Source organism: Streptomyces sp. 2-1, assembly GCF_048564895.1.
Classification (GTDB): domain Bacteria; phylum Actinomycetota; class Actinomycetes; order Streptomycetales; family Streptomycetaceae; genus Streptomyces; species Streptomyces phaeochromogenes.
The window spans coordinates 4,263,138-4,290,074 of sequence record NZ_CP183383.1 but is presented as its reverse complement, the minus strand read 5'-3'; the positions used below and the strand labels follow the sequence as shown (position 1 = coordinate 4,290,074).

Annotated in this window: 20 protein-coding genes and 1 pseudogene; 12 read left to right on the top strand and 9 right to left on the bottom strand. The window is 70.3% G+C overall.

The features are described 5' to 3' along the window. The first annotated feature begins 131 nt into the window (after positions 1-131). From ACN20J_RS18795 to ACN20J_RS18785, 3 genes are all read left to right on the top strand, one after another. Positions 132-3,857 (top strand): ABC transporter ATP-binding protein, encoded by a 3,726-nt coding sequence (locus ACN20J_RS18795; RefSeq protein ID WP_419666371.1) that lies wholly within the window; start codon positions 132-134, stop codon positions 3,855-3,857. A 96-nt stretch (positions 3,858-3,953) separates the two neighbouring features. Further along, a complete protein-coding gene (locus ACN20J_RS18790; RefSeq protein WP_246574984.1) occupies positions 3,954-4,340 on the top strand; it encodes a hypothetical protein in 387 nt (128 codons plus the stop codon). A 159-nt stretch (positions 4,341-4,499) separates the two neighbouring features. Continuing rightward, positions 4,500-5,948: a S28 family serine protease gene (locus ACN20J_RS18785; RefSeq protein ID WP_189837698.1), complete on the top strand. Its 1,449-nt coding sequence runs from the start codon at positions 4,500-4,502 to the stop codon at positions 5,946-5,948. A gap of 63 nt (positions 5,949-6,011) precedes the next feature. Here the strand turns inward: ACN20J_RS18785 and ACN20J_RS18780 are convergent, their stop codons facing one another. The 5 genes from ACN20J_RS18780 to ACN20J_RS18760 all read right to left on the bottom strand — a co-directional run bounded on the left by ACN20J_RS18780 (position 6,012) and on the right by ACN20J_RS18760 (position 11,174). Beyond that, the gene (locus ACN20J_RS18780) at positions 6,012-6,653 is read right to left on the bottom strand and encodes a hypothetical protein (protein ID WP_259333346.1); all 642 of its coding nucleotides are present in this window, start codon (positions 6,651-6,653) and stop codon (positions 6,012-6,014) included. Positions 6,654-6,805: 152 nt separating this feature from the next. Further along, positions 6,806-8,620 carry a glycoside hydrolase family 3 protein gene (locus ACN20J_RS18775; protein WP_189837699.1) on the bottom strand — a complete coding sequence of 605 codons (1,815 nt, stop codon included), beginning with the start codon at positions 8,618-8,620 and terminating at the stop codon, positions 6,806-6,808. 522 nt (positions 8,621-9,142) lie between these two features. After that, a complete protein-coding gene (locus tag ACN20J_RS18770; protein ID WP_419666370.1) occupies positions 9,143-10,114 on the bottom strand; it encodes a hypothetical protein in 972 nt (323 codons plus the stop codon). Then, positions 10,108-10,359, bottom strand: coding sequence for a DUF397 domain-containing protein (locus ACN20J_RS18765; RefSeq protein WP_419666369.1), 252 nt, complete (start codon positions 10,357-10,359; stop codon positions 10,108-10,110). Before ACN20J_RS18765 ends, ACN20J_RS18770 begins: the two co-directional genes overlap by 7 nt. Continuing rightward, complete coding sequence (locus ACN20J_RS18760) at positions 10,356-11,174, bottom strand: helix-turn-helix domain-containing protein (protein ID WP_419666368.1); 819 nt, start codon at positions 11,172-11,174, stop codon at positions 10,356-10,358. The genes ACN20J_RS18765 and ACN20J_RS18760 overlap by 4 nt, the downstream gene beginning before the upstream one ends. A 201-nt stretch (positions 11,175-11,375) precedes the next feature. Here ACN20J_RS18760 and ACN20J_RS18755 point away from each other — a divergent pair, with 201 nt between their 5' ends. Next, positions 11,376-11,732, top strand: coding sequence for an ATP-binding protein (locus ACN20J_RS18755; RefSeq protein ID WP_419666367.1), 357 nt, complete (start codon positions 11,376-11,378; stop codon positions 11,730-11,732). 47 nt (positions 11,733-11,779) lie between these two features. On the opposite strand, the gene ACN20J_RS18750 is transcribed toward ACN20J_RS18755, so the two are convergent. Beyond that, a complete protein-coding gene (locus ACN20J_RS18750) occupies positions 11,780-12,580 on the bottom strand; it encodes a sugar phosphate isomerase/epimerase family protein (protein WP_189837704.1) in 801 nt (266 codons plus the stop codon). A gap of 451 nt (positions 12,581-13,031) precedes the next feature. On the opposite strand from ACN20J_RS18750, the gene ACN20J_RS18745 reads away from it, so the two are divergent. Then, entirely contained in the window at positions 13,032-14,459 is a 1,428-nt protein-coding gene (locus tag ACN20J_RS18745) for an alkaline phosphatase family protein (protein WP_419666366.1), read from the top strand. Between the two features lie 247 nt (positions 14,460-14,706). Here the strand turns inward: ACN20J_RS18745 and ACN20J_RS18740 are convergent, their stop codons facing one another. After that, positions 14,707-15,642, bottom strand: a complete 936-nt coding sequence (locus tag ACN20J_RS18740; RefSeq protein WP_055612356.1) for a bifunctional helix-turn-helix transcriptional regulator/GNAT family N-acetyltransferase — start codon at positions 15,640-15,642, stop codon at positions 14,707-14,709. 175 nt (positions 15,643-15,817) lie between these two features. Here ACN20J_RS18740 and ACN20J_RS18735 point away from each other — a divergent pair, with 175 nt between their 5' ends. Then, positions 15,818-16,654 (top strand): aldo/keto reductase, encoded by an 837-nt coding sequence (locus ACN20J_RS18735; RefSeq protein WP_419666365.1) that lies wholly within the window; start codon positions 15,818-15,820, stop codon positions 16,652-16,654. A 516-nt stretch (positions 16,655-17,170) separates the two neighbouring features. Here ACN20J_RS18735 and ACN20J_RS18730 read toward each other — a convergent pair. Next, the gene (locus tag ACN20J_RS18730) at positions 17,171-18,223 is read right to left on the bottom strand and encodes a LacI family DNA-binding transcriptional regulator (RefSeq protein WP_189838461.1); all 1,053 of its coding nucleotides are present in this window, start codon (positions 18,221-18,223) and stop codon (positions 17,171-17,173) included. Positions 18,224-18,678: 455 nt separating this feature from the next. Here ACN20J_RS18730 and ACN20J_RS18725 point away from each other — a divergent pair, with 455 nt between their 5' ends. The 6 genes and pseudogenes from ACN20J_RS18725 to ACN20J_RS18700 all read left to right on the top strand — a co-directional run bounded on the left by ACN20J_RS18725 (position 18,679) and on the right by ACN20J_RS18700 (position 26,597). Then, positions 18,679-19,836: a Gfo/Idh/MocA family protein gene (locus tag ACN20J_RS18725; protein ID WP_190227809.1), complete on the top strand. Its 1,158-nt coding sequence runs from the start codon at positions 18,679-18,681 to the stop codon at positions 19,834-19,836. Further along, positions 19,833-21,011, top strand: coding sequence for a dihydrodipicolinate synthase family protein (locus ACN20J_RS18720; protein WP_246574986.1), 1,179 nt, complete (start codon positions 19,833-19,835; stop codon positions 21,009-21,011). The genes ACN20J_RS18725 and ACN20J_RS18720 overlap by 4 nt, the downstream gene beginning before the upstream one ends. 44 nt (positions 21,012-21,055) lie before the next feature. Next, entirely contained in the window at positions 21,056-21,853 is a 798-nt protein-coding gene (locus ACN20J_RS18715) for a sugar phosphate isomerase/epimerase family protein (protein WP_419668908.1), read from the top strand. A 230-nt stretch (positions 21,854-22,083) separates the two neighbouring features. Then, positions 22,084-23,886: pseudogene (locus tag ACN20J_RS18710) on the top strand (DNRLRE domain-containing protein); the annotation flags it as partial. A 6-nt stretch (positions 23,887-23,892) separates the two neighbouring features. Further along, the gene (locus ACN20J_RS18705; protein WP_419668907.1) at positions 23,893-26,088 is read left to right on the top strand and encodes an amidase domain-containing protein; all 2,196 of its coding nucleotides are present in this window, start codon (positions 23,893-23,895) and stop codon (positions 26,086-26,088) included. A gap of 2 nt (positions 26,089-26,090) precedes the next feature. Next, entirely contained in the window at positions 26,091-26,597 is a 507-nt protein-coding gene (locus ACN20J_RS18700; RefSeq protein ID WP_419666364.1) for a hypothetical protein, read from the top strand. Here the strand turns inward: ACN20J_RS18700 and ACN20J_RS18695 are convergent. Then, on the bottom strand, positions 26,594-26,914 hold the full coding sequence (locus tag ACN20J_RS18695; RefSeq protein WP_419666363.1) for a DUF6355 family natural product biosynthesis protein: 321 nt from the start codon (positions 26,912-26,914) through the stop codon (positions 26,594-26,596). The genes ACN20J_RS18700 and ACN20J_RS18695 overlap by 4 nt on opposite strands. Positions 26,915-26,937: the final 23 nt, after the last annotated feature.

Below are 26,937 nucleotides of genomic sequence, written 5' to 3'. Positions count from 1 at the left end.
GACGGCAGACCCGAACGTGCCCCGAACGCGGCCCGAGCACGGGCCCGATTGTTGCGGAGGGATGAAATCCCCTCCCGTCCGCGTTGGTGCCTTCCGGACGATCAGAACGACTGGACGGATGGAAGGCACTCGTGGCGACACAGCAGGGATGGGCACGACGGCTGGCGGGGTACGCCTGGCGGTACCCGAAGGACGTCGTGCTCGCGCTGGGCGCCTCGCTCGGGGGCATGGCCGTCATGGCCCTGGTCCCGCTGGTCACCAAGGTGATCATCGACGACGTCGTCGGGGACCACACGCGGGGCATGGCCCCCTGGGCAGCCGCGCTGATCGGCGCCGGAGTCGTCGTCTACGTCCTCACCTACATCCGCCGCTACTACGGCGGCCGGCTCGCGCTCGACGTCCAGCACGACCTGCGTACGGACATGTACGAGACGATCACCCGCCTCGACGGCCGGCGCCAGGACGAGCTGTCGACCGGCCAGGTCGTGGGCCGCGCGACCAGCGACCTTCAGCTCATCCAGGGCCTGCTGTTCATGCTCCCCATGACGGTCGGGAACGTACTGCTCTTCCTGATCTCCCTCGTGATCATGGCCTGGCTGTCGCTGCCGCTCACCCTGGTCGCCCTTGCCGTCGCCCCGGCCCTGTGGGTCATCGCCAAGCGCAGCCGCTCCAAGCTCCACCCCGCCACCTGGTACGCCCAGGCACAGGCGGCAGCCGTGGCCGGTGTCGTGGACGGCGCGGTCAGCGGCGTACGCGTGGTCAAGGGCTTCGGGCAGGAGGACCAGGAGACCGGCAAGCTGCGCGAGATCGGCCGCAAGCTCTTCGCGGGCCGGCTGCGCACGATCCGGCTGAACTCCAAGTACACCCCGGCGCTCCAGGCGGTCCCGGCCCTCGGCCAGGTCGCGATGCTGGCCCTCGGCGGCTGGCTGGCGGTTAAGGGGCAGATCACCCTCGGCACGTTCGTGGCCTTCTCCGCCTACCTCGCCCAGCTCGTCGGCCCCGTCCGGATGCTCGCGATGGTCCTCACGGTCGGCCAGCAGGCCCGCGCCGGCGCCGAGCGCGTCCTGGAGCTGATCGACACCAGGCCGTCGATCAAGGACGGCACGAAGCCGCTGCCCGCCGACGCCCCCGCGACCGTCGAGTTCGACGACGTGTCCTTCGCCTACGAGGACAGCCGCCCGGTCCTGGACGGCCTCTCGTTCGAGATCCGCGCGGGCGAGACCCTCGCGGTGGTCGGCTCCTCCGGTTCGGGCAAGTCCACGGTCTCCCTCCTGCTGCCCCGCTTCTACGACGTGACCAGGGGCGCGGTCCTCATCGGCGGCCACGACGTGCGCGAGCTGACCATCGACTCGCTGCGGGCCGCGATCGGGCTCGTCCCCGAGGACTCCTTCCTCTTCTCCGACACCGTCCGCGCCAACATCGCGTACGGCCGCCCCGAGGCCACCCAGGAAGAGATCGAGAAGGCGGCCCGGGCCGCCCAGGCGGACCGCTTCATCGCCGCGCTGCCCGAGGGCTACGACACCAAGGTCGGCGAGCACGGCCTCACCCTCTCCGGCGGCCAGCGCCAGCGCGTGGCCCTGGCCCGCGCGATCCTCACCGACCCCCGCCTGCTGGTCCTGGACGACGCGACCTCGGCCGTGGACGCCCGCGTGGAGCACGAGATCCACGAGGCCCTCAAGCAGGTCATGGCGGACCGCACCACACTCCTCATCGCCCACCGCCGCTCCACCCTGAACCTCGCCGACCGCATCGCGGTCCTCAACGAAGGCCGCCTCGCCGACATCGGCACGCACAAGGAACTGACCGAACGCTCACCGCTCTACCGGCGCCTGCTCACCGACCCGGACGAGCTGGGCGGCGTCTCGCCCGGTCACGCCCGGCCGACCTGTCCGCAGGAGGACACGTCCGTACGGGACGAGCTGGACGCCGAGTTCGACGCCGAGCGGGGCGTCACCCCACACCTGTGGACGGGCGACCGCGAGCCCAAGGACACCGCCCTCGACGGCTCGCCCGCGACCCCCGAGCTCCTCGCCCAGGTCGACGCGCTGCCCCCGGCCACCGACATCCCGGAGATCGACGAGGCACGCGCGGTCACGCCGGAGGAGTCGTACGGCCTGAGGCGTCTGCTGCGGGGCTTCGGGCTTCCGCTGCTCGTCAGCCTCGGCCTGGTCGCCGTGGACGCGGGCATGGGTCTGCTCCTGCCGGTCCTGATCCGGCACGGCATCGACCAGGGTGTCTCCGAGGTCGCCCTCGGCGCCGTCTGGGCCGCGTCCGCCCTCGCCTTGGTGACCGTCGTCGTCCAGTGGGTGGCGCAGACCGGCGAGATCCGCATGACCGGACGCACCGGCGAACGCGTCCTGTACTCACTGCGCCTGAAGATCTTCGCCCAGCTCCAGCGTCTCGGACTCGACTACTACGAGCGTGAGTTGACCGGCCGGATCATGACCCGGATGACGACGGACGTGGACGCGCTGTCCACGTTCCTCCAGACGGGCCTGGTCACCGCGTTCGTCTCGGTCGTCACCTTCTTCGGCATCATGGTCGCCCTCCTGGTGATCGACGTGGGCCTGGCGGTGGTCGTCTTCCTGACACTGCCGCCGCTGATCATCGGCACGTTCTTCTTCCGCAGGGCCAGCGTGAAGGCGTACGAACTCGCCCGTGAGCGCGTCTCCGTGGTGAACGCGGACCTCCAGGAGTCGGTGTCCGGGCTGCGGATCCTCCAGGCGTTCCGCCGCGAGGGAGCGGGCGGCAGGCGGTTCGCGGAGCGCAGCGACAGCTACCGCCAGGCCCGTATCCGCGGCCAGTGGCTGATCTCGATCTACTTCCCGTTCGTGCAGCTGCTGTCGTCGGTGGCGGCGGCAGCGGTGCTGATCGTGGGCGCGGGCCGGGTCGACGCGGGCACCCTCACCACCGGTGCGCTGGTGGCGTACCTCCTCTACATCGACCTGTTCTTCGCCCCCGTGCAGCAGCTCTCGCAGGTCTTCGACGGGTACCAGCAGGCGACCGTCTCGCTCGGCCGCATCCAGGAGCTGCTCCAGGAGCCGACGTCGACGAAGGCCGCTGACGAGCCGCTCGAAGTGCTGTCCCTGCGGGGCGAGATCGCCTTCGAGGGCGTGGACTTCGCGTACGGGGACGACGAAGAGGCCCTCAGCGAGGTCTCCCTGAGCATCCCGGCCGGGCAGACCGTGGCGTTCGTCGGCGAGACGGGCGCCGGGAAGTCGACCCTCGTCAAGCTCGTGGCCCGCTTCTACGACCCGACCGGCGGCAGGGTCACGGTCGACGGCACCGATCTGCGCTCCCTCGACATCACGTCGTACCGCCACCGTCTGGGCGTCGTCCCGCAGGAGGCGTACCTCTTCCTGGGCACGGTCCGGGACGCCATCGCGTACGGGCGTCCGGACGCGAGTGACGCCGAGGTGGAGGCGGCGGCCCGCACGGTCGGCGCGCACGACATGATCGCCACGCTGGACGGCGGCTACCTCCACGAGGTCGCCGAGCGAGGCCGCAACCTCTCCGCCGGACAACGGCAGCTCATCGCGCTGGCCCGCGCGGAACTCGTCGACCCGGACATCCTGCTCCTCGACGAGGCCACCGCCGCCCTCGACCTGGCCACGGAGGCCCAGGTCAACCAGGCCACCGACCGCATCGCGGGCCGCCGCACCACGCTGGTGGTCGCCCACCGCCTGACCACGGCGGCCCGCGCGGACCGCGTCGTGGTCATGGCCGACGGCAAGGTCGCGGAGGACGGCACGCACGACGAGCTGCTCGCCCGGGGCGGCCGGTACGCGGAGCTGTGGCGGACGTTCGTGGGGGAGCCCGACCAGGACGAGGCCGCGGCCGTCAGTACGCCGAGGTGACTCTGTAGCCCCTTTCACGCAACCATCCGCCGTACGTCATGCGTCCGTACACCAGTACGCCGATTGCTGCGGGCCGTGGAAGGGACACCAGTGGACATGGGCGTGATACGCCGACGTCTGGCGCTCGGTACTGCCCTGGTGACCGCCTCGGGGCTGCTGGCGCTCGCGGGCCCCGGCGTGGGCGAGGCGTCGGCGGCGAGCCCGTGCGCGGGGCGGAAGGTGCGCACGGTGACCTTCTCCACCGGATACGTGCAGGTCTACAAGAAGCGCGGCTACGTCTGCGCGGTGACCCGTCCCCACAAGGTGGGCGCCCGCAAGTACATGTTGGTGAGCGTGCGGGCGCGGGGGAACCAGGCGGTCCCCAACGACGGGATGTTCAAGAAGTACGCGGGCCCGGTGAGGGTGCACGCCGGCAACCGCTGCGTATGGATCAAGGGCGCCGTCGGCTCGGGCTCGGTGAGCACGGGCTGGATTCTCTGCTGACCTGATCCCCACCGACCGGATTCCCCGCTGAGCGGACTCTCCCGGCCGAGTTGCGCGATCTTCGTACCATCCTGTCCGTAATGCACCCAACATCCCCTGGTGCGACAGCAGTTGCTCCGCTAGGTTCCGGCGGACATCTGCGTATTCAGGGGAGAACGCATGCGCAAGACGCTCAGATGGCTGTTGTCGCTCGTGGTGCTGATAGGCACCGTGAGCACGGCCGGGGCGGCCACCGCCGCCCAGCCGGACGCCACCGGCACAAACGTCGTCAACGACGACGCCGCGGACATCAAGGACCGGCTCCTCGCGATCCCGGGCATGAGCCTGATCGAGGAGAAGCCCTACACGGGCTACCGGTTCTTCGTCCTCAACTACACCCAGCCCGTCGACCACCGGAAGCCGTCCAAGGGCACCTTCCAGCAGCGGATCACCGTGCTGCACAAGGACACGGCCCGTCCGACGGTCTTCTACACCGGCGGCTACAACGTCTCCACGACCCCGAGTCGCCGCGAGCCGACCCAGATCGTGGACGGCAACCAGGTCTCGATGGAGTACCGCTACTTCACTCCGTCCCGGCCCGCGCCGGCCGACTGGACCAAGCTGGACATCTGGCAGGCCGCCAGCGACCAGCACCGCATCTTCAAGGCCCTCAAGCCGATCTACGACAAGAAGTGGGTCTCCACCGGCGGCTCGAAGGGCGGCATGACCGCCACGTACTTCGAGCGCTTCTACCCGCGTGACATGGACGGCGTCGTCGCGTACGTCGCCCCCAACGACGTGGTGAACAAGGAGGACTCGGCGTACGACCGGTTCTTCGCGAAGGTCGGCACCAAGGAGTGCCGCACCCGGCTGAACGCGGTGCAGCGCGAGGCACTCGTCCGCCGTACCGCGCTGGAGAAGAAGTACAAGGAGGTGGCCGCCGCCGAGGGCTACACCTTCAACACCGTCGGCAGCCTGGACAAGGCGTACGAGGCGGTCGTCCTGGACTACGTCTGGGGCTTCTGGCAGTACGGCACGCTCGCCGGCTGCGACGAGATCCCGGCGGACGCGAAGAACGCGACCGACGAGGAGATCTGGACGTCGGTCGACACGATCTCCGGCTTCTCCTTCTACACGGACCAGGGCCTGGAGCCGTACACGCCGTACTACTACCAGGCGGGTACGCAGCTCGGCGCGCCGACCATCGGCTTCCCGCACATCGAGAAGAAGCTGATCCGGTACGGCTACCAGCCGCCGCGGAACTTCGTGCCGCGCGACATCTCCATGAAGTTCCAGCCCGGCGTCATGCACGACGTCGACGCCTGGGTGAAGCGCAACGCGAACCAGATGCTGTTCGTGTACGGCCAGAACGACCCGTGGGGCGCCGAGCCGTTCCACCTCGGCAAGGGCGCGCGTGACTCGTACGTCTTCACGGCCCCCGGCATGAACCACGGCGCCAACGTCGCGGGTCTCGTCGCCGACCAGAAGGCCCTCGCCACGGCCCGGATCCTGGAGTGGGCGGGCGTCGCCTCCGCCGCGGTCCAGGCGAACCCGGACAAGGCGAAGCCGCTGGCCAAGTACGACTCGAAGCTCGACAAGCGCAAGGTGGAGCGCCAGCTGAGGCCGTAACCGGCCGACGCCGCAAGCGCCCTGCCGCGCCCGTCCGGTGGAGTTCCCGGGGAAACCCCGGGGCTACACCGGGCGGGCGCAGCCCACCGGCTTCGGCCCGCCCAGCTGGACGTACAACGCAGTCGAGGGCGGGCAGCCGGTGCGCTTCTCCACCGCCGCGGTCACCTTGAACTCCGGCGCCTTCTTGCCCGTGCTGTCGCACGACGTCTCACGGACCTCGCCCTCGCCCGCGCTGTAGACACAGTCGCCCACGATGGTGCGGGGGCCTCCGCCGCCGCCCGGGTCGCCCGGATGCGGGGCCTCAAGATTGCGCATACAGGCGTAGCCCTGCGGGACCGCGCCGTCGCCGTCCTCGTCGGCCGAGGGCTTCTGCTCGCTGATGTGCAGCACGAAGTCCGTGGTGGCGGGACAGGGCGGCCCCGCGCCGACCTTCCCCTCGTGCCGCGCGACCACCCGGGCCGCCGCCTTCTCACTGGTGCACGGCACCTCGGTGAACGACTCGCGCCCGAACGAACTGCACTCGTCGATCGCGAGGAACACCACCCCGTATCCCGAGGCCCGCGTCGGAGCCGGAGTCGTCTCGTCCAGCTTGCGCTCCTGGGTCCCGGACGACTGCTGGCATCCCGTGAGCGCCGCCGCCACCAGCATCAGCAGCCCGCACACCATCCCCGTACGACGTGCTCCCACGCCCCGTCCATCGCGCATGGCGCTCCCCCCGATCCCCCCGCCCAGCGTGACCCGTCGCGGCGGGCCCCGCCAGGCGTACGGGGTGCTTTGCGTCAGTTGGGGGCGGTGCGCCGGGTGTGCGGCGTAGGTCCCGTACGCCAGGCCCAGTAGGACGGGCCGGGTACGTCGGGCTAGTACCTCAGACCGTGCCCCACGGGGTACAGCACCTCCTTCGGCTTGTCCGCCTTCTGCACCGGCACCGGCAGCTCGCCCACCGGGTCGGCACGCCCCGCGAGCACGCGCACGGCGGCGCGCAGCTCGACATCCGTCCAGGAGTACGCCGCCAAGTAGGCCTTGACATCGGGCAGCTGGGCCACGTCGTACGGATTGCGGATGGCGAGCGCGACCACCGGGCGGCCCGTGGCGAGCAGCCGGTTCACGAGCGTCCGCTGGCTGGAGGCGGCCGTGACGTTGTACGTCCCCACGAGCACCGCGTCCACGCCCTGGGCCGCCGCGACGGCTTTGGCGATCGTCGCCTCGGTGGGAGCCGTGCCCGTGGAGAGGACGGTCGCCGTGAAGCCCAGCTCGGTCAGCGCGGCGCCGAGCACGGTAGTGGGCGGCCCGGTGGTCCCGGACGGCGAGGCAGGATCGGCCCCGACGACAAGAACGCTCCGATGCGTACGACGCGAAAGCGGCAACAGCCCCCCGGAGTTGACCAGCAAGGTCGTGGTCCGCTCGGCAATGCGATCGGCGGCCTTCAGATGCGAAGGGATTCCGACGACCCGGTCGACCCCGCGCCGGGTGACGTACGGATCCTTGAGCAGCCCCAGCTTGGCCTTCAGCCGCAGCACCCGCAGGATCGATTCGTCGAGGCGCGCCTCCGTCAGCTCGCCGCCGCGGACGGCCTGGAGAACGGCGTTCCAGGCGACGTCCAGCTTCGGCGGGTTGAGGAGCTGGTCGACACCGGCCTTCAGGGCGAGCACGGGCACCCGGTCGTCCCCGTACTTGGTCCGTACGCCCTCCATGCCCAGCGAGTCCGTCACCACGACCCCGTCGTAGCCGAGCCGCTCGCGCAGGATGCCGGTGAGGATGGGCCGGGAGAGGGTCGCCGGGTCGCCGGACGGATCGAGCGCCGGGACCATGATGTGCGCGGTCATGATCGAGTCGATCCCGGCCGCGATGGCGGCACGGAACGGCGGCGCGTCGAGCTCGGCCCACTGGGCCTCGGTGTGCTCGATGACCGGGAACCCGTAGTGGCTGTCGGTCTCGGTGTCCCCGTGCCCCGGGAAGTGCTTGGACGTGGCGGCGACCCCGGCGCTCTGGTACCCCTTCACCTGCGCGGCGACCATCCCCGCCACCGCCTGGGGATCGGCACCGAAGGACCGTACGCCGATGACGGGGTTGGCCGGGTTGACGTTCACGTCGGCGACCGGCGCGTAGTCCTGCCGGACACCCATTGCGCGCAGTTCGGCACCGCCGATCCGCCCCGCCGTACGGGCGTCCGTGCGCGAGCCGCCGGCGCCCAGGGCCATGGCACCCGGGAAGAGCGTCGCGGGCCTGCCCACCCTGGCGACGATGCCGTGTTCCTGGTCGGTGGAGATGAGCACGGGCAGCCCGCGGGGCTGTGCCAGCGAGGCCTTCTGGATGCCGTTGCTCAGGTCCGCGATCTGGTGCGGGTCACGGGTGTTGTGCGCCCACCCGAAGTAGATGATCCCGCCGACCCGGTACTTCGCGATCAGCTCGGCGGCGTCGCGTACGCCGATCTCCTTGAGGTTGGCGTCGATGTCGGCCTGGTCGGGCGCGGTCGCCGAGTGCCCGTACACCCGCATCACGAAGAGCTGCCCGACCTTCTCTTCGAGCGTCATACGGGAGATCAGGGCCCGGAGCCTCTTGTCGTCGAGCCTGCCGGTGTCGTCGTCCTCGGCCAGCGCCGGACCGCCGCCGACGGCGACAACCGCCGCCGCGCCCGCGGTCGCCGCGAGCAGCGTACGTCTGGAGGTGTGCACGTGCGCTCCTTCCGGAGAGGGCCTCGTAGGGCCCGTGGAGGGGCGAGTATGAAGGAAACTTCCAAGGAGTCACGGATATCCGGGAAATTTCTGCCAGTCAATAGCGCGGACAGCCGACACGGCGGATACACCCCGCTCGAGCCCTTCCGACGGGGCTGCCCGGGGCTCTGCCAGCGGGGGACCGGTCAGGGGAGGAATCACCACTCGCCGACGTACGGACTGCCTGACACAAGAGGGGCCGTCATCGGCGCTGTTGGAGGGGGGCGCGCCGATGACGGCGTGCTGTCGGCCGCAGGCGGCGGAGAGGGTAAGTCAGCGATCGCAGCCAGCAGCGAGGCCGACACCGCACTGCGGTGACTCATCCGGCAGCATGCGGGTTGGACGGGGGGTGGCGAGGATGGGTTCCCCTGATTCCACCGATTCCCGGAAATTGGTACGGGTGGGCACGGGAGTGCACAACGGGGTTGATGGGGTGCTGTTTTGGGCCGCTCGTTCGCAGTCCTGGTGGCGCCGATGTAGTCGTCACGCCACCGGGGTCGCGAAGCGAGGCTCCCGAACGCTGAGGTCCCGGTACAGCACGGCGACCACCGAGCACACGAACGGCAGAACCACCAGCGGCAGCAGGAGCAGGGCCACCGCCGTCGGGGTGATCAGCACCAGCACCCCGGTGATGTACGCGTTGTCGTCGCTCAGCCACAGCATGCCGAGGCCCAGCACGTGTGCGACGGGACCCGCCGCATACCTCAGGACGACGAAGGCGAGCACGACCGCGGCCGCGAGCAGCAGCCCGATGCCGTACGTCTTCCAGGGCGCCCTCTTCGTCAGCGCCCAGGCACGTCGGACCGCCGCCTTGGAGGAGGAGTTCTCGGTCACCAGCGCGGCGGTGGCCACGCAGTGGCGGAAGTACACGAGCAGGGCGAGCGCCGCGATGGTGATCGGCAGGACCCCGCCTACCAGCCGGTACTGCCAGGTCGCGGTCTCACCCACCAGCGTCCGCTCGACACCCGGCAGTTCCCCCGAGTCCGCGGCGACCGAGGTCATGAGCGCCAGGAACCCCACCGCTCCGACGCGCAGCCAGACCCGCCACTGCACCCAGTAGGCGACCCCGAGGTGCGGACGCATGCGCGCCCACAACACATGGACGCTCAGGCTCTTCTGCCCCTCCTCCGACGCGTGCTCGAAGGCCACGGTGTACGCGGTCTGCAACACGGCGACGACGCCCGCGGCGAGCGCCAGCAGCAGCACGGTGACGCCCGCGCCGACCCGTTGCAGGCTCTCCATCGTCCCGTCGATGTACGCCGCGATGGGGTCCTCGTAGGCGACATCCTGGTCCGCACTCCTCCGCACCTCCTCGAACGTCCCCCACGACAGGAGGAACCCGGCCCCCACGACGGCGCTCCCCGCAAGGGTGGTGAGCCCGGTGACGAGGAGCGTGAGCCGGTACAGGGGGCGCCAGGTGAGACGGAGGTTGCGGAGGGCTTCGCGGATCAGCATGAGGGGTGAGAAGCGGTCCTTACCTCGGCTATGAAGACACCCCAGGCGACGGGGGAGACGCGGAGGGAGGGGCGTGCGATGTCTTTGGAATCACGGATGTGGATGGCGGAGGTGGTGGCCACCTCTACGCAATCACCGCCACTGGAGTCGCTGTAGCTGCTCTTGAACCAAGTGAAGGCGGTTTCGACGCACTCGCCGCCGGTGTTGTCGCTGTAACTGCTCTTGAACCAGGTCAAGTTGCTCACAGTTCACCCGCCAGCTGCTCGATCAGAATCACGGACTCCTCGGGGTTGAGGGCCTGTGTTCGGATCATCGCATAACGCCGCGCGAGTACTCCCACTTCGTCGGGCTTGGAGACCAAGTGGCTGTTTCCTTGCCCCTCCAAGTAGACCAGAGTGACCTCCTCCGGGGTCTCGATGACCGTCATCGGACCGGCCAGGCACGCATGTCCGGCCCGCCCCATGGGCATCACCTGCAGCGCCAGGTTGGGGCGCGTGGCGCATTCGACGAGGTATTCGTACTGTCGCCCCATCACGCTCGCACCGCCGATGTGCCGCCGCAACGCGGCCTCTTCCAGCACCATGCTGATCATCGCCACAGGCTTGCGGTCGAACAGCGCCTTGCGCTCCATGCGGGCCGCAACGTGATGCTCGATCTCCTCGGGGTCGACCGGAGGAACAGCGTGGTCATACAGAGCACAGGCGTATGCCTCGGTCTGCAACAACCCGTGGATCAGCTGGACGCAGTACGAGGAGACCGTCAGCGCATCCTGCTCCAGCTGGACCATGCCTTGAAAGTGGGCCGGATAGCGCTCCAGCCGCAAATACTTGGCCGCAGCCGCGATCAATCCACCGGCCTCCAGCGCCTTCTCCGCAGCCTCGATGAACTCATCCGTCGCCGGCTTCGCGCACGTCTCGACCGCGCTCACCGCGGCCCCCGTATAAGCCATCCGCTCGCCCAACTCGGTCTGCGACAACCCCGCCTTCGTGCGCAGCATCCGCAGTACCTCCGCGAAATACTGCGCGGCAGGTGACGACGAGTTCTTCTTGGGCTGCGCCATTGCAACCTTCCCCTCTACGGCACTCAACGCCAATCAACGCCCGCACAGGCACAGTTGCCCGCCGCAGGCGTCGACGCTTGGTCACTGGCGACGGTAGCCACCAGGGCCGACAGTGTTCATGTGAACACAGAAAGTGACGGAGTAAACCTCCGAGACTTCCGCGACCTCCGAGTCCGGACATGGCGGCGCAGGCTCACACCGGTGACCCGTTCCGTGCCGGAGGCCCGCCGTGGGGCCAGGTCCGTACTCACGGAATGGCGGATCCCGACCGACGTGGCGGAGGCGATCGAACTGATCGTCTCGGAGCTGGCGACGAACGCGGTACGCCACGCCCGCGTCCCCGACCGCTTCTTCGAGGTGGCGCTCACCTACGACGGCCAGAAGGCGGTCGAGGTGGAGGTCTCCGACGCCTCGCCCCGCCTCCCGGAACCCCAAGTCCCGCACTTGGACGCGGAGTCGGGCCGGGGCCTGCACCTCGTGGCGGCGCTGGCGGAGAGCTGGGAGCTGAGAGGCAGAGTGATCGGCAAGACGGTATGGGCGAGAGTGCTCACACAGTAGGCACGCCTATGGGGCCCCGGCGTGCCAGCCGACGCGCCGCCGCCGCTCTACGCCGACTCGTTCAGCAACCGCGCCAGATGCTCCCGCCCCGCCCCCAGCAACCCTTCGAGCGGTGCGGCCGACGCGTACCACCGCTTCTCGTACTCCCAGCACAGCCAGCCGTCCCAGCCCTCGCGGGACAGCAGCTCGACGCACTCGGTGAGGGGGAGGACGCCCGTGCCGAGCGGCAGCGGGGTGGTGTCGTCGGCGGAGGCGATGTCCTTGACCTGGATGTAGCCGAGGTGCGGGGAGAGCGCGGCGAAGGTGGACGGGGGCTGTTCGCCGCCGAGCCAGGTGTGCATGACGTCCCACAGGGCGCCGGCCTGACGGTGGCCGACCAGGCCGAGGACACGGATCGCGTCGGCGCCCGTGCGGTGCGAGTCATGGGTCTCGAGCAGGATGCGTACGCCCAGGTCGGCGGCGTACTCGGCGGCCGTGCCCAGGCGCCGGGCGGCCGTGGCGTCGGCCTCCTCGGGACTCTGGTCGGGGCTGCCGCCGGGGAAGACGCGGATGTAGGGCGCGCCGAGGTCCCGGGCCAGTTCGAGGAGCTCGCGGATCTCGGCGATCACGGGGCCGTCGTCGCCCGGCGCCGCGACGCGCGCGTACCCGGCGAGGCCCAGGATCTCGATGCCCGCGGCCTTGAACTCGGCAGCCACGTCGGTCCGTTCGGCAGGATCCAGGCCGAGGTGGACCGGCTCCTCGGGATGCGTGCGCAACTCGACGCCGTGATAGCCGTGCGTGGCGGCGAGGCGCACCACGTCGCTGATCGGGAGTCCAGGAACGCCGAGGGTGGAGAAGGCCAGCTTCATGACTCGGACAGTACCCGCCACCAGTCTTTTTTCACTCCTGCGTGCGGCACGGGTCCGGAGATCGAATCAGGGCAGTGCCGAACGGGTCCGGAGATCGACTCCGGGCAGTGCGGCGCGGGTCCGGCGATCGACTCCCGGCCGCGCCTCGCGGGTCCGGAGACCGACCTCGGCCGGCGCGCCTCGCGGGTTCGAAGGCCGACTCCGGGCAGCGCGCCTCGCGGCCCTCGACCCATGTACGGCCCATCCGTCCGCCAAGTCCCGGCAACGGCCCGGCAATGCCCCGACCTGGCATGTCATGGCTTGGCCAACCCCTTTCCACCCGTTTCTCACTTGTTCACCGGACGCCCCTGATGTGGCATGCCGAACCGGGCGGAGAGTGATCGGCGGCCCGCGCTCTCCGTCACGGGCCCACGCCACTCCGCAGAGCCCATTGGCTCAAGAAGGGGCAACCATGCCCGAGTTGACTCGTCGTAGACTCCTCGGTTCCGCCGCCGCCACCGTGGGCGGCGCCGCGGCTCTCACTCTCCTCCCGCCCAGCGTGCAGAAGGCAGTCGCGGCCGGACCGCCGAAGCGCGGCTCGCTCCGGGACATCGAGCACGTCGTGATGCTGATGCAGGAGAACCGGTCCTTCGACCACTACTTCGGCACCCTGTCCGGGGTGCGCGGCTTCGCCGACCCGCACGCGCTGAAACTCGACAACGGCCGCTCGGTCTTCTACCAGCCCGACGCCGAGAACCCGAAGGGCTATCTGCTGCCCTTCCACCTCGACACGCGCAAGTCGAGCGCCCAGGCGATACCGTCCACCAGCCACGCCTGGTCGGTCCAGCACGAGGCCTGGAACAACGGCAAAATGGACCGCTGGCTGCCGGCCCACCGCAAGGCGGACGGCGTCAACGGCCCGTACGTCATGGGCTATTACACCCGCGAGGACATCCCCTTCCAGTTCGCCCTCGCCGAGGCCTTCACCATCTGCGACAACTACTACTGCTCGGTGTTCGGCCCGACCTGGCCGAACCGTCTGATGTGGATGACGGGCACGATCGACCCCGGCGGACAGCAGGGCGGCCCGATCCTCAGCAACGTGGCGCCGACGCCGTACCGCTGGACGACGTACGCCGAGCGGCTCCAGGCGGCCGGGATCAGCTGGAAGGTGTACCAGCAGGACGACGACTACGGCTGCAACATGCTGGAGCAGTTCGCGTCCTTCAGGAACGCGGCACCGGGCTCCGACCTCTACGAGCGCGGCGTACGCCCCCAGCCCGAGGGCACCTTCGAGGACGACGCCCGCAACGACCGCCTGCCGGCCGTCTCGTGGATCATGCCGACGAGCTTCCAGTCGGAACACCCGGACTACCTGCCCGCCGCGGGCGCGGACTTCGTGGCGTCGAAGATCGAGGCCATCGCCTCCAACCCCAAGGTGTGGCGGAAGACCGCCTTCATCCTCAACTACGACGAGAACGACGGCCTGTTCGACCATGTTGCCCCGCCGACGCCGCGTGCGGGCACGGCGGACGAGTTCGTCCAGGGCCTGCCGATCGGCGGCGGCTTCCGCGTCCCGGCGATCGTCATCTCGCCCTGGACGGTGGGCGGTTGGGTGGCGTCGGAGGCGTTCGACCACACCTCCTCGTTGCGCTTCCTTGAGGCCTTCACGGGCGTGGAGGAACCGAACATCAGCGACTGGCGCCGGGACACCTTCGGCGACTTCACCTCCGCGTTCCGCTTCTCCCACGGCCGCCCGCGAGCGCCGCGCCTCCCGGACGACACGGCGGAGCAACTGGAACGGGCGAAGGAGGAGGTGGCTACCTTGCCGAAGCCGACGCTTCCTGGCGGGCGCCAGTCCTTCCCGAGGCAGGAGAAGGGGCGGCGCCCGCGCGTGTGACTCCGTCGGGGGGCGTGGGTGGGGCGGCTGGGGGTTGGGCCGGATATCGAGGGACCGTCGGACTCGGCAGGGTGCGCGGTTCCTCGCGCCCCTAAAAGCCAAAGGCTGCGCCGTTGCCCGCGCCCCTGAAAGCCAAAGGCTGCGCCGTTGCCCGCGCCCCTGAAAGCCAAAGACTGCGCTGTTCCCCGCGCCCCTGATGGGGCGCCCCCTGTCGTCTCCGCCGGGCAGGCAGGTGTGTCGGCGCCTGTCAGCTCACGCCATGCAGGTCGAGGCGCCAGTCCTGGCCGTTGAGGTCGGTGCCGAAGGAGCGGTGGGGTTTCTCGTCGACTAGGACGAAGCCGTGGCGCTGGTAGATGCGGCGGGCGGCGGAAAGGACGTCGTTCGTCCACAGGACCATCTCCCGGTAGCCGACACCGCGTGCGAACTCGACGCAGGCGCCCACCAGTTGATCGCCGATGCCGAGACCGCGCGCGTCCGGCTCGACGAGCAGGAGGCGCAGCCGGGCGGCGCCGGGTGCCTCGTCCCGTACGCACATCACGCAGCCCACCGGACGACCGTCGAGCTCCGCGATCCACACCCGCTCCAGGTGCGGGTCGTGGTCCTCGGCGAAGTCGGCGACGATACGGGCCACCAGGCCCTCGTAGTCCGTGTTGAAGCCGTACTCGGAGGCGTAGAGCGCCGCATTGCGCTGCACGACCCAGCCGAGGTCGCCGGGCCCAGGCTCGCGCAGCAGCACGTCCTCCCGACGCGGCGGCCTCCGGCTTGCGTCCGAGAGGATCTCCCGGATGTCCCGCATGGCCTCGGCGAGCCGGGGCCGGGCCTCCGGCGGCACGGTGGAGAGCAGCGAGCCGACGGCCTCCCGCGAGCGCTCGTTCAGCAGATCGGCGGTCTCCCGGCCGCGGTCCGTGAGCGTGATCCGGCGCCGCCGGGTGTCCTTCTCCGACGGCGCCCGCTCGATCAGCCCGTCCTTCTCGAACTTCGCGAGCAGACGGCTCAAGTAGCCGGAATCCAGACAGAGTTCACCGCGGAGGTCGGCCGCGTCCGTACGAGGGGAGTGGGCGAGTTCGTACAGCACACGGGACTCCGTGAGCGTGTACGGGGCGTGGAGCTGGCGGCTGTAGTCGAGCGCGCCGATGAGGTTCGTGTAGAAGCGGTTGAAAGCACGGATCTCTTGAATGGTCATGACGTCCGGCACCTGCCTTTGACACCTGCCTTGGGGTTCGCACACCGGGCTGGATAGCTGACTCTGATCTCTGACTCAGTCAGAGATTATGCCCGCTGTGGCCGTCGCGCGCACGGGTTTTGTCGGTCCGGGGGCGCTGTTAGCGTGGCCGTTCGATCGAGGGGGAGACTCGTAGATGACGACGACCACATCGAGCACGTTCCGTATCGGCGGGGACCTGGAGGTGGGGCGGCTCGGATTCGGGGCGATGCACCTGCCCACCGAGCCCGGCGATGCCCGGGAGGCCGCCGTCGCAGTGGCGCGGCGGGCCGTCGAACTGGGCGTGACGCTGATCGACACCGCCTACATGTATGGCGGGGGAGCCAACGAGGAACTCCTCGCCGAGGCCCTGTACCCGTACGCGGACGGGCTGCTCGTGACCACCAAGATCGGTCTGGAGCGGTCGGAGTCCTCGGGGGAGTGGGAGCTGAACGGCCGCCCGGAGGTCCTGCGGGCCCAGGTCGACAAGGCCCTGCGCCGCCTCCGCATGGAACGAATCGAACTCCTGCAGCTGCACCGCATCGACCCGGCGACGCCGCTCGCCGACCAGCTCGGGGTGCTGCGGGACCTTCGGGACGAGGGCAAGGTGGGGCGGATCGGCCTGTCCGAGGTCACCGTCGACGAACTCGACCAGGCCCGGCAGATCGTGGACATCGCGAGCGTCCAGAACCGCTACAACCTGCTCGACCGGGAGCATGAGCCGGTGTTGGCCGCCTGTGAGGCGGCCGGTATCGCCTTCCTGCCGTGGCGGACCGTGGCGTGGGGGACGTCCGGGGACCGGGCCGAGATCGCGGCGATCGCGGCCGAACTCGACGCCACGCCCACGCAGGTGGCCCTTGCCTGGCTCCTCGGCCACTCACCTGTGATCCTGCCGATCCCCGGCACGGCCCGGCTCTCCCACCTGGAGGAGAACGTCGCGGCGGGTGGGCTCCGCCTGGGCCCGGGGCAACAGGGTCGCTTGGATGCGCTGTAGCCCTCCCGGGGCGGGGGAGTCTTGACTGCGCGGGTGGGTGGAGGCTGACTGCGCGGTTCCTCGCGCCCCTAAAAGCGAAAAGATTGCGCAGTTCCCCGCGCCCCTGGTGGGTGTGGCTGAGGTCGGATGCGTCGGTGCGGGTGAGTCAGGGCTGGGTGCGCGGTTCCTCGCGCCCCTAAAGGCCACAAGATTGCGCCGTTCCCCGCGCCCCTGAAAGTGCGGGTGGGACGTCGCTCGGTGCGCGGTTCCTCGCGCCCCTAAAAGATGCAGGGGCGTAGGCCCCTCCCTCAAGTGCCCCCTACCCCTCCGGCTGCCGCCCTCCCGACGAAGGGGGCGTGTCGGGGTTTCCGATCGCAGCACGACCTCTCATGGGCAACGTGTTGGTGCTGGATGACACAGCTGCGATCGGATGCCCCGTCGCGGCCCCGACCCAACCGCCCAACGGCAGGCGCGTCTTTCAGGGGCGCGAGGAACCGCGCACCCCAGCGACAAGCAACCCGCACCCCCCCACCAACCTCAGGAGTTCTTCGGCGCCCCCGTAGACCCCCGCACCATCAACTCCCCCCGAATCGTGGCAATCCCCCCAGGCGGCGCCTCCTCCCGCCCCATGGCGATCCGCCCGGCCCGAGTCCCCGCCTCCGCCAACGGCAACCGCACAGTCGTCAACGCAGGCACAGCATCAATGCTGAAGGGAAGATCATCGAACCCGACCACGGACACGTCATCCGGAATCCGCAACCCGGAGTCCCGCAGAGCCGCACACGCCCCAAGAGCAACCGTGTCATTCGCAGCGACAACAGCCGTCAACTCCGGATCCCGCCGCAGCAGTTCAAGAGTGGCTTCGTACCCGGCCCGCCGGTCGTACCGCCCATGCACAGTCCGCGACGCCTCATCCGGAATCCCGTGCGCGGCAAGCGCATCCCGATGCCCCTCAAGCCGATGCCGCGTCGTAGTCCGCTCCTCAGGCCCCGCGATGTACCCCATCCGCCGATGCCCGAGCTCGATCAGATGCTCGGTGAGCCGCCGCCCCCCACCCCGGTTGTCGAAGGTGAGAGCGACCGCATCCGTGTCGGCGGGCGCGGGCGGCCGCCCGCACAGCACGACCCGAGTCCCCGCGGCCGCGAGCTTGCGCAGCTTCGTAGCCACGGCCTCCGCATGCGCGGTGTTCTCCACGGCCCCACCGGTCAGCACGACCGCCGCGGCCCGCTGCCGCTGAAGCAGCGTGAGATACGTGAGCTCCCGCTCGGCGGACCCCCCGGTGTTGCACACAACGGCGAGCCGCTCCCCGCCGGCCCGACCCCCCGGCCCCCCGATCTCCCCCTGGATCGCCCCCGCCATGATCCCGAAGAACGGGTCGGCGATGTCGTTGACCAGGATCCCGACCAGGTCGGAAGTCGCCGCGGCGAGCGCGCTCGCGGGGCCGTTCAGTACGTAGTCCAGCTCGTCCACGGCCCGCAGCACCCGCTCACGGGTGGAGGCGGCCACGGGATAGTTCCCGTTCAGCACGCGCGACACCGTCGCGGGCGAGACCTGCGCGCGGGCCGCCACGTCCGCCAGGGTCACCGTCATCTTCGTCGTCCTCCGGTCGCGCATCTCGTAGTAAGTCCTCATGCACTGCTCCAGCCCCAGCCCACACCGAAGCTCCCAGCCCCAGCACGCACCGAAGCTCGAAGCCCCAGCACGCACCGAAGCTCCAAGCCCCAGCACGCACCGAAGCTCCAAGCCCCAGCCCACACCGACGCCCGACGCCCCAGCCCACACCAGAGCCCAAGCCCCCACACGCACAGGCAAGCGAGCGCACGCGCACGGTTCCGTGCAGACCCTAAGGCCGAAACCCCCAGTTGTTCGCCCCCTCGAACAACTCATCCCCGTCACGGTCTTGTCCAGACCGCTCCTCAGAGGCTAGCTTCTCTACACATAGAAAGCGCTTGCTGTGACGCTCACCAGTTCACCAGGGTGCACCGGACGTACCGGGGTCCACCTGTGGGGCGTACGCGGCGCGGGACGCGTACGAAGGGAATCACGTGACACGCAAGACGGTGCGCATCGCGATGAACGGTGTGACGGGACGCATGGGCTACCGCCAGCACCTCGTCCGCTCGATCCTCGCCCTGCGCGAACAGGGCGGTCTCGACCTCGGCGACGGCACCGTGCTGTGGCCCGAGCCGGTCCTCGTCGGCCGCCGCGAGCACGCCCTGAAGGCGCTCGCGGAGCAGCACGGACTGGACCCGGAGAACATCTCCACGGACGTCGACGCGGTCCTCGCCGACCCGACGATCGAGATCTACTTCGACGCCCAGGTCACCTCGGCCCGCGAGGAGGCGATCAAGAAGGCGATCGCGGCGGGCAAGCACATCTACACCGAGAAGCCGACCGCGACCGGCCTGGACGGCGCCCTGGAGCTGGCCCGCCTGGCCACCGCCGCCGGCATCAAGCACGGCGTGGTCCAGGACAAGCTCTTCCTCCCGGGCCTGCTCAAGCTGAAGCGGCTCATCGACGGCGGCTTCTTCGGCCGCATCCTCTCCATCCGCGGAGAGTTCGGCTACTGGGTGTTCGAGGGCGACTGGCAGTCGGCCCAGCGCCCGTCCTGGAATTACCGCTCCGAGGACGGCGGTGGCATCGTTGTCGACATGTTCCCGCACTGGGAGTACGTCCTCCACGAGCTGTTCGGCCGCGTGAAGTCCGTACAGGCCCTGACCGCCACGCACATCCCGCAGCGCTGGGACGAGCAGGACAAGCCGTACGACGCCACGGCCGACGACGCCGCCTACGGAGTCTTCGAACTCGACGGCGGGGCCATCGCCCAGATCAACTCCTCCTGGGCCGTCCGCGTCAACCGCGACGAACTCGTCGAGTTCCAGGTCGACGGCACCGAGGGCTCGGCCGTCGCGGGCCTGCGCAACTGCCGTGTCCAGCACCGCAGTTCCACCCCCAAGCCGGTCTGGAACCCCGACATCCCGGCCACCTACTCCTTCCGCGACCAGTGGCAGGAGATCCCCGACAACGCCGAGTTCGACAACGGCTTCAAGGCCCAGTGGGAGCTCTTCCTCAAGCACGTCTACGCCGACGCGCCTTACCACTGGGACCTGCTGGCCGGCGCCCGCGGCGTCCAGCTCGCCGAACTGGGCCTGAAGTCCTCCGCCGAGGGCCGCCGTTTCGACGTACCGGAGATCGCACTGTGACGAACGGGCAGATCCAACTCCCCGACGCGAACGGCGTGTTGCGCGCCTACACACCACGCACCGAACCCCTGCCCCTCACCACTGGCGCCCCCTTCACCTCCCGTACGGTCTACTCGGCGGCCCACGTGGTCGCCGACCCGTATGCCGACACCACCCCCGACTCGCCCGCCGCCGTCGACTGGGACGCCACCCTCGCCTTCCGCCGCCATCTGTGGTCCCACGGGCTCGGCGTCGCGGAGGCCATGGACACCGCCCAGCGCGGGATGGGGCTCGACTGGGCGGGCGCGGCCGAGCTGATCCGCCGCTCGTCCGCCGAGGCCAAGGCGGTCGGCGGCCTGATCGCCTGCGGCGTCGGCACCGACCAGCTGTCGGTCACCGAGGTCGGCTACCCGTACAGCCTGGACGAGGTGCGGGCCGCGTACGAGGAGCAGCTGGCCCTCGTCGAGGAGTCCGGATCGCGGGCCATCCTCATGGCCTCCCGTGCCCTGGCCGCCATCGCCAAGGGCCCCGAGGACTATCTGGAGGTCTACGGCCACCTGCTCCGCCAGGCCGCCGAGCCGGTGGTCCTGCACTGGCTGGGCCCCATGTTCGACCCGGCCCTGGAGGGCTACTGGGGCAGCACCGACCTCGACGCCGCCACCAGCACCTTCCTGGAGGTCATCGCCGCCCACCCCGACAAGGTCGACGGCATCAAGGTCTCCCTCCTCGACGCCCAGCGCGAGATCGACCTGCGCCGCAAGCTGCCCGACGGCGTGCGCTGCTACACCGGCGACGACTTCAACTACCCCGAGCTGATCGCGGGCGACGACCAGGGCTTCAGCCACGCCCTGCTCGGCATCTTCGACCCGCTGGGCCCCCTGGCCGCCGAGGCCGTACGCGTCCTCGACACCGGCGACACGGGCGGCTTCCGTGAACTCCTCGACCCCACCGTCGAGTTGTCCCGCCACCTCTTCCAGACCCCGACCCGCTTCTACAAGACGGGCGTGGTCTTCCTCGCCTGGCTCGCGGGCCACCAGGAGCACTTCACGATGGTCGGCGGCCTCCAGTCGTCCCGCTCGCTCCCGCACTTCGCCCGCGCGTACGAACTCGCCGACGGCCTGGGCCTGTTCCCGGACCCGGCGCTCGCGGCGGCCCGCATGAAGAACCTGCTCTCCCTGTACGGAGTGAACCAGTGAGCACGAGCCCCCTCGGCGACCTCTCCCGCTTCTCCATCAACCAGATGACGGTCAAGCAGCTGTTGATGCCCGAACTGGTCGACACCTGCCTGGAGTTGGGCGTCCCGGGCGTCGGCCTGTGGCGGGCGCCGGTCGAGACGTACGGCCTGGAGGAGACGGCCAAGCTGGTCCGCGACGCCGGTCTGGCTGTCACCACCCTCTGCCGCGGCGGCTTCTTCACGGCCATCGACCCGGCCGAGCGGGCCGAGGCCCTGGCCGACAACCGCCGCGCCATCGACGAGGCCGCCACCCTGGGCACGGACACCCTCGTCCTCGTCTCGGGCGGCCTCCCGGCGGGCTCGAAGGACCTCCACGGGGCGCGGGAGCGCATCGCGGACGCGCTGGGCGAGTTGGGCCCGTACGCGGCCGCCAACGGCGTCCGGCTGGCCATCGAGCCGCTCCACCCGATGTACGCCTCCGACCGCTGCGTGGTCTCGACCCTCACCCAGGCCCTCGACCTCGCGGAACGCTTCCCCGCGAACCAGGTCGGCGTCGCGGTCGACACGTACCACATCTGGTGGGACGACCAGGCGCCCGCGCAGATCGCCCGCGCCGGTGCCGGCGACCGCATCCACACCTTCCAACTCGCCGACTGGACAACCCCGTTGCCCGAGGGCGTCCTGAACGGCCGGGGCCAGATCGGCGACGGCTCGATCGACATGCGCGAGTGGAAGGCGTACGTCGAGGCGGCCGGTTACACCGGACCGATCGAGGTCGAGCTGTTCAACGACGGGCTGTGGGCCAGGGACGGCCGCGAGGTCCTCGCCGAGACCGCCGCACGGTTCGTGGAACACGCGGCCTGAAGACCAGCCGAGCAGCAGGCGCGACAACAGCCTGAAGAACGGAACACGGAACGCCGACGGGATTTCGCCCGTCGGCGTTCCGTCGCGCCCGATGATCAATGTCACCCACCTCATACATGGCTAAACACGGCTAATACGGTCGCTGGTCGGCATGTGACGCTCTGCCCCTCCTCCTAGGCTCTGTCGTCGCATTGCCCGATATTGACCGAAGGCCGAACACACACATGCACATAGCCATACGCCGCGCGGCGGGCCTGACGGGACTGGTCTTCACGGCCACCCTGCTGCCCGCCGCCCCGGTGTCCGCGACGCAGGCGCCGGCGCCCGCCGAGGCATCGACTCCCGCCGCACGCCAGGCGGCCGACGTACCGTCCGCCCGCGCCGAGGCCCGAAGAACCGGCGCCCGCGTGGAGGCGCTGTCCGAGCGCACCGGGACCACCACCACGTGGGTGCACGAGAACGGCTCGCTGACCACCGAACTCACCGCGGGACCCGTCCGGTTCGAGCGGAACGGCAAGTGGGTCGCCGTCGACACCGACCTCACGCGCCGCGCCGACGGCACGGTCGCCGCCAAGGCCCATCCCGCCGACCTGACCCTCGCGGGCAGGGGCGGCGACCCGGCCGACTCGCTCGCCGAGTCCCGCACGGCCAAGGCCCGCGACCTCGTCACGCTCGGCGAGGGCGACCAGCGCGTCACCCTCCAGTGGAAGGGCGGACTGCCGAGGCCCCGGCTCGACGGCAACCGCGCCGAGTACCCGGAGGCCGTCCCGGGCGCCGACGTGATCGTCGAGGCGACGAGGACCGGCTTCGAGCAGTACGTCGAGATCAAGAAGCGCCCCGCCGAGGGCGCCTACGGCTACACCCTTCCGCTGCGCGCCAAGGGCCTGCGAGCCAAGCAACAGGCCGACGGCAGCGTCGTGTTCACCGACCGCAGGACCGGCGAGCGGCGGGCCGTGATGCCCGCCCCCGTGATGTGGGACTCGACCGTCGACCAGCGGTCCGGCGAGCACACCCGCCGGGTGCCGGTCGCGATGAAGGTCGTCCAGAAGGGCGCCTCGCTCGACCTGGTCGTGACCCCGGACGCCCGCTTCCTCGCCGACCCGAAGACGCGCTACCCGGTGACCGTGGACCCCTCGACCTCCGCGCTCGGCAACCTCTTCGACACGTACGTCCAGCAGGGCGAGACCCGCGACTGGTCCACCGACACCGAGCTGGACTTCGGCAACCCGGGCACCAAGAACGCCAACGGGACGCCGCGCACCGCCCAGTCGTACATCACCTGGGGCACCGCGCCGATCGCGGACGCCCTGGTGAGCAGCGCCAAGGTGAGCCTGTGGAACTTCCACTCGGCGAACACCGACTGCAGGCCGAACGCGTGGGAGGTGTGGTCGGCCGACGCGGCCACCACGGCCAGCCGCTGGACCAACCGGCCCGCGATGCACACCAGGTACGCGACCGCGACCGAGACCAAGGGCAACCCGGCCTGCGGCGACGACGGCTGGATCACCGCCGACGTCACCGACCTCGCGCAGACCTGGGCCTCGGAGAAGGCACCGCGCTCCACCATGGGCCTGCGGGCCGCCGACGAGTCCGCGGTCGGCCAGTGGAAGCGCGTCAACTCGGCCAACGCGACGGCCAATCCGCCCAAGCTGACCGTGACGTACAACTTCCGTCCGCGGTCCGGGAACAACCGGCAGGCGGGTCCGCCGTTCACCGCCGACGCCTCGGGTACCTGGCAGGTCAACACGACCACGCCGACCCTGCGCGACACGTTCTCCGACAAGGACGGCGACCGGATCAACGGCACGTTCGAGATCGTCGAGGCGGCCTCCGGCAAGCGGGTGGGCAACCTCCTCGTCTCGCCCTTCGTCGAGTCCGGGCGGGCCGCCGCGGTGACCCTGCCGGACGGACTGCTGAAGGACGGCACGACCTACCGCTTCCGTACGAGCCCCTACGACGGCACCCACTTCAACACCGCCTGGTCGGAGTGGAGCACGTTCACGGTCTCCACCGCCGGCCGGCCCAGCGGCCCGCCCGACATGCCGCAGGCCCTGGAGTCCGGCGCCGTCAAGACGCTCACCCCGCTCCTGTCGGGCCTCGTGACGAGCCCCGCACAGGGCCGTGTACGGGCCGAGTTCATCCTGCGCGACGAGGACGGCAAGCCGCTGTCCGGAGTGACCGTGCCGGAAGCGTGGGTCGACAGCGGGCGCCGCGCGGCGGCCCAGGTCCCCGACGGCGTGCTGAAAGACGGCACGGCGTACCGCTGGGCGATGCGCGCCTGCACCGACCTCGGCTGCTCCGCCTGGTCCTACGAACAGGAGTTCACCGCACAGTCCGGTACGGATCCCAAGGCACCGCAGACCCGTTCGCTCACCCTGACCGGCGCCACGCTCGACGACGCCACCGTGCCCGTCGGCGGCAAGGCCTGCCCCGAGGGCGGCGCCTGCCCGGCCGTCCGTGACGCGAGGCTGACGCTAGGCGGGGCCGACGGCGAACGCGCCGCCTGGCTCAGGCCCGACCTCACAAAGCTGCCCGCCGGCGCCCGGATCACCAAGGCACGGCTCGTCCTCAGCCCCACGCAGTCCGGGGCACCGCGGCCGGTCGAGGTGTACGACCTCCTCGACCCCTGGACGCCCACGCAGAAGGGCGGCGAACTGCTCGCCGCGCTCGACGAGGCCCCCTTCGCCGACGCGGCACCCCTGGCCGACCAGGATCTCGCCCCGGTCGTCCAGTCCTGGCTGGAGCAGGAGTCCGGCGAGGGCCTGGCCGTGCGCCTGCCCGCCGCCGAACGCGCCTCCACCGCCGCCTACCACTCGGCCCGGGCGACGGACACCGCGCTGCGCCCGAAGCTGGAGATCGACTACGTGGCGCCGACCGCGCCGGGCGCTCCCCAGGACGTACGGGTCACCCCCGGCGACGCCGGTCTGCTGGCCACCTGGAACGCGCCGCAGGACAACGGCTCGGCGGGGGACGAACCGGAGTACACGGTCGTCGTGACGAAGGCCGACGGCAGCGAGGCCGCGCGGGTCACGAGTGCCGAACCGCGCGCCGTCGTGGGCGGCCTCGTCAACGGGACCGCGTACCGCGTCGCGGTGACGGCCCGTACGGCACACGGCACGAGCCCGGCCGCCGCCGGAGCCGACGCGGTGACCACCGCAGCCGTCCCGGCCGGATCGGCTACCTACCGGGAGATCGTGCGCCAGTACCTCGACGCGCGGGCCGGACTCCTCACCGGCAAGCACGCCACCGTCACGGCCGCCCTGGCCGCGAGCCCCCGTGCCGCGTCCTTCCAGGACCTGCTGAAGGCCCAGGCGCCCGGACTGGTCGAGAGCCGCGAGGCGCTGGCCCGGCACGGGAGCACGTACACGGATGCCACCGCGGCACTCTCCGACGTGCTCGTCGGCACCGACGACAGTGGCCGTGTGTTCCTGCGGGCGGCGGTCGACGAGAAGGCCGTCCTCAAGCAGGGTGCGGACGACCCGACGGGCGAGGCCGACGAGGGCCGCCAGGAGCAGCGCTTCACCTTCAGCACCAACGGCGGCGCCCCGATCCTGCACCTCGAAGCCGACGCGCCCGCCGCAGAGACGGTCCTCACGGAGTCCGCGTCCACCTGGCAGGGCCTCGACGTGGCACCGGCCGAGGGCCAGGACGCCGACGACGTGCCCGACGAGCCGATCGCGCTCGACGCGGACGGCTTCCCCGCGGAGGAGACCGGCACGGTCCAGCGGGCGATCGCCCTGCGCGCCGCGGTCTCCGGGTCCGGCACCGCCAAGTGGGCCTCGAAGAACATCGGCACCAAGTGGGAGTACGGCCAGGACTGCACCAACTTCGTGTCCAAGGCCCTCTACTACGGCGGCAAGATGAAGACCCGCATGGGCGGCCGCAAGCACGACCGGGCCTGGTGGCAGCAGTACTACCTCTTCGGTTCGATCAAGAACAAGAGCTACACCTGGTCGGGCACCGAGAACTTCCGCCGCCACATGACCAAGTACCGCAAGGCCCCGTCGGTCTCGAAGCGGAACGCGCGGCCCGGAGACATCGTCCTGTTCAAGTGGAAGAAGGAGAGGGTGTACAACCACGCGGCGGTCGTCGTCGGCAACAACGGCCGTGACCTGCAGCTCCGCCAGCACGGCGGGGTCAGCAAGACCACGCTGAGCGCCGCGATCGCCCGCTACCGCAACAAGGCCAACTACATCGAGCGCGTGGTCATCCTCCGCCCGAAGTCGAGGAGCTGATCATGAGGCGAACCCTGCTGGGGTGCGCACTGACCGCGGGTGCCCTGCTGACCGTGACGGCCTGCTCGTCCGACGACAGCACGTCGGCCTACCAGACCGACTACACCGGCCACGAGCCGCTGCACGTCGTCGGCTACCCCTCCACGGGCAGCCTCGGCGTGGTCCAGGAGGCCGTCTGGCGGCTCGCCGACGGTGACACCGACGCGCTCGCGGACCTGTCCGTGGAGGACGGCCCCGCCGAGAAGACCGCCCGCAACTGGGTCGAGTCCTTCGGCAAGGCCGCCAAGGGCGAGGTCACCGCGGACTTCTACGACGAGGGCTCCACCCGCCAGACCGTGGTGCTCTACTTCGCGAAGTCCCGGCAGACCAAGGAGATCACCGCGCGCATCGGCGACGACGACACCTGGGGCCTCCTCCTCAACGAGCCGGACCCGAAGGAAGCCTCCACGGGTCCGACCTGGGCCCCGGCCGAACCGGGCGGCACGGGGTCGAGGAGCTCGGGCGGCTAGCCGCAGGTGCCCGGGATGGCCCATGCGTTGTCGATCCCGTCGGTCGTGCCGAGATGGGTCTCGCCCGGCGGGACGCACCTCTTGATGTCGGTCGGCCACCAGTCGATGTCGACCTGGATCTTGACCCAGGTGCTGCCGCAGTGTCCGTAGTACGCGTCTGTCTGCGTCTCGTAGTAGCCGCAGGCCTTGACCCCCATCTCCGCGGCGGCTCTCCCCTCGGGCGCGGCGTGGGCGCTTCCGGTGAGCGCCGTGCCCGCGAGGAGTACAGCGCTGAACGCGGCCGTGGCGAGGCGGAGCTTGCTTGCGGTTTTCTGCATGGAAGGGTTCCTCTTCTTCTGCA

Bases quoted from the DNA above. Each gene is read 5' to 3' on its own strand.
- ACN20J_RS18790 (WP_246574984.1), top strand. From the start codon at position 3,954: ATGGGCGTGATACGCCGACGTCTGGCGCTCGGTACTGCCCTGGTGACC.
- ACN20J_RS18785 (WP_189837698.1), top strand. From the start codon at position 4,500: ATGCGCAAGACGCTCAGATGGCTGTTGTCGCTCGTGGTGCTGATAGGC.
- ACN20J_RS18780 (WP_259333346.1), bottom strand. From the start codon at position 6,653: ATGCGCGATGGACGGGGCGTGGGAGCACGTCGTACGGGGATGGTGTGC.
- ACN20J_RS18770 (WP_419666370.1), bottom strand. From the start codon at position 10,114: ATGCTGATCCGCGAAGCCCTCCGCAACCTCCGTCTCACCTGGCGCCCC.
- ACN20J_RS18760 (WP_419666368.1), bottom strand. From the start codon at position 11,174: ATGGCGCAGCCCAAGAAGAACTCGTCGTCACCTGCCGCGCAGTATTTC.
- ACN20J_RS18750 (WP_189837704.1), bottom strand. From the start codon at position 12,580: ATGAAGCTGGCCTTCTCCACCCTCGGCGTTCCTGGACTCCCGATCAGC.
- ACN20J_RS18745 (WP_419666366.1), top strand. From the start codon at position 13,032: ATGCCCGAGTTGACTCGTCGTAGACTCCTCGGTTCCGCCGCCGCCACC.
- ACN20J_RS18740 (WP_055612356.1), bottom strand. From the start codon at position 15,642: ATGACCATTCAAGAGATCCGTGCTTTCAACCGCTTCTACACGAACCTC.
- ACN20J_RS18735 (WP_419666365.1), top strand. From the start codon at position 15,818: ATGACGACGACCACATCGAGCACGTTCCGTATCGGCGGGGACCTGGAG.
- ACN20J_RS18730 (WP_189838461.1), bottom strand. From the start codon at position 18,223: ATGACGGTGACCCTGGCGGACGTGGCGGCCCGCGCGCAGGTCTCGCCC.
- ACN20J_RS18715 (WP_419668908.1), top strand. From the start codon at position 21,056: ATGACGGTCAAGCAGCTGTTGATGCCCGAACTGGTCGACACCTGCCTG.
- ACN20J_RS18705 (WP_419668907.1), top strand. From the start codon at position 23,893: ATGCCGCAGGCCCTGGAGTCCGGCGCCGTCAAGACGCTCACCCCGCTC.
- ACN20J_RS18700 (WP_419666364.1), top strand. From the start codon at position 26,091: ATGAGGCGAACCCTGCTGGGGTGCGCACTGACCGCGGGTGCCCTGCTG.
- ACN20J_RS18695 (WP_419666363.1), bottom strand. From the start codon at position 26,914: ATGCAGAAAACCGCAAGCAAGCTCCGCCTCGCCACGGCCGCGTTCAGC.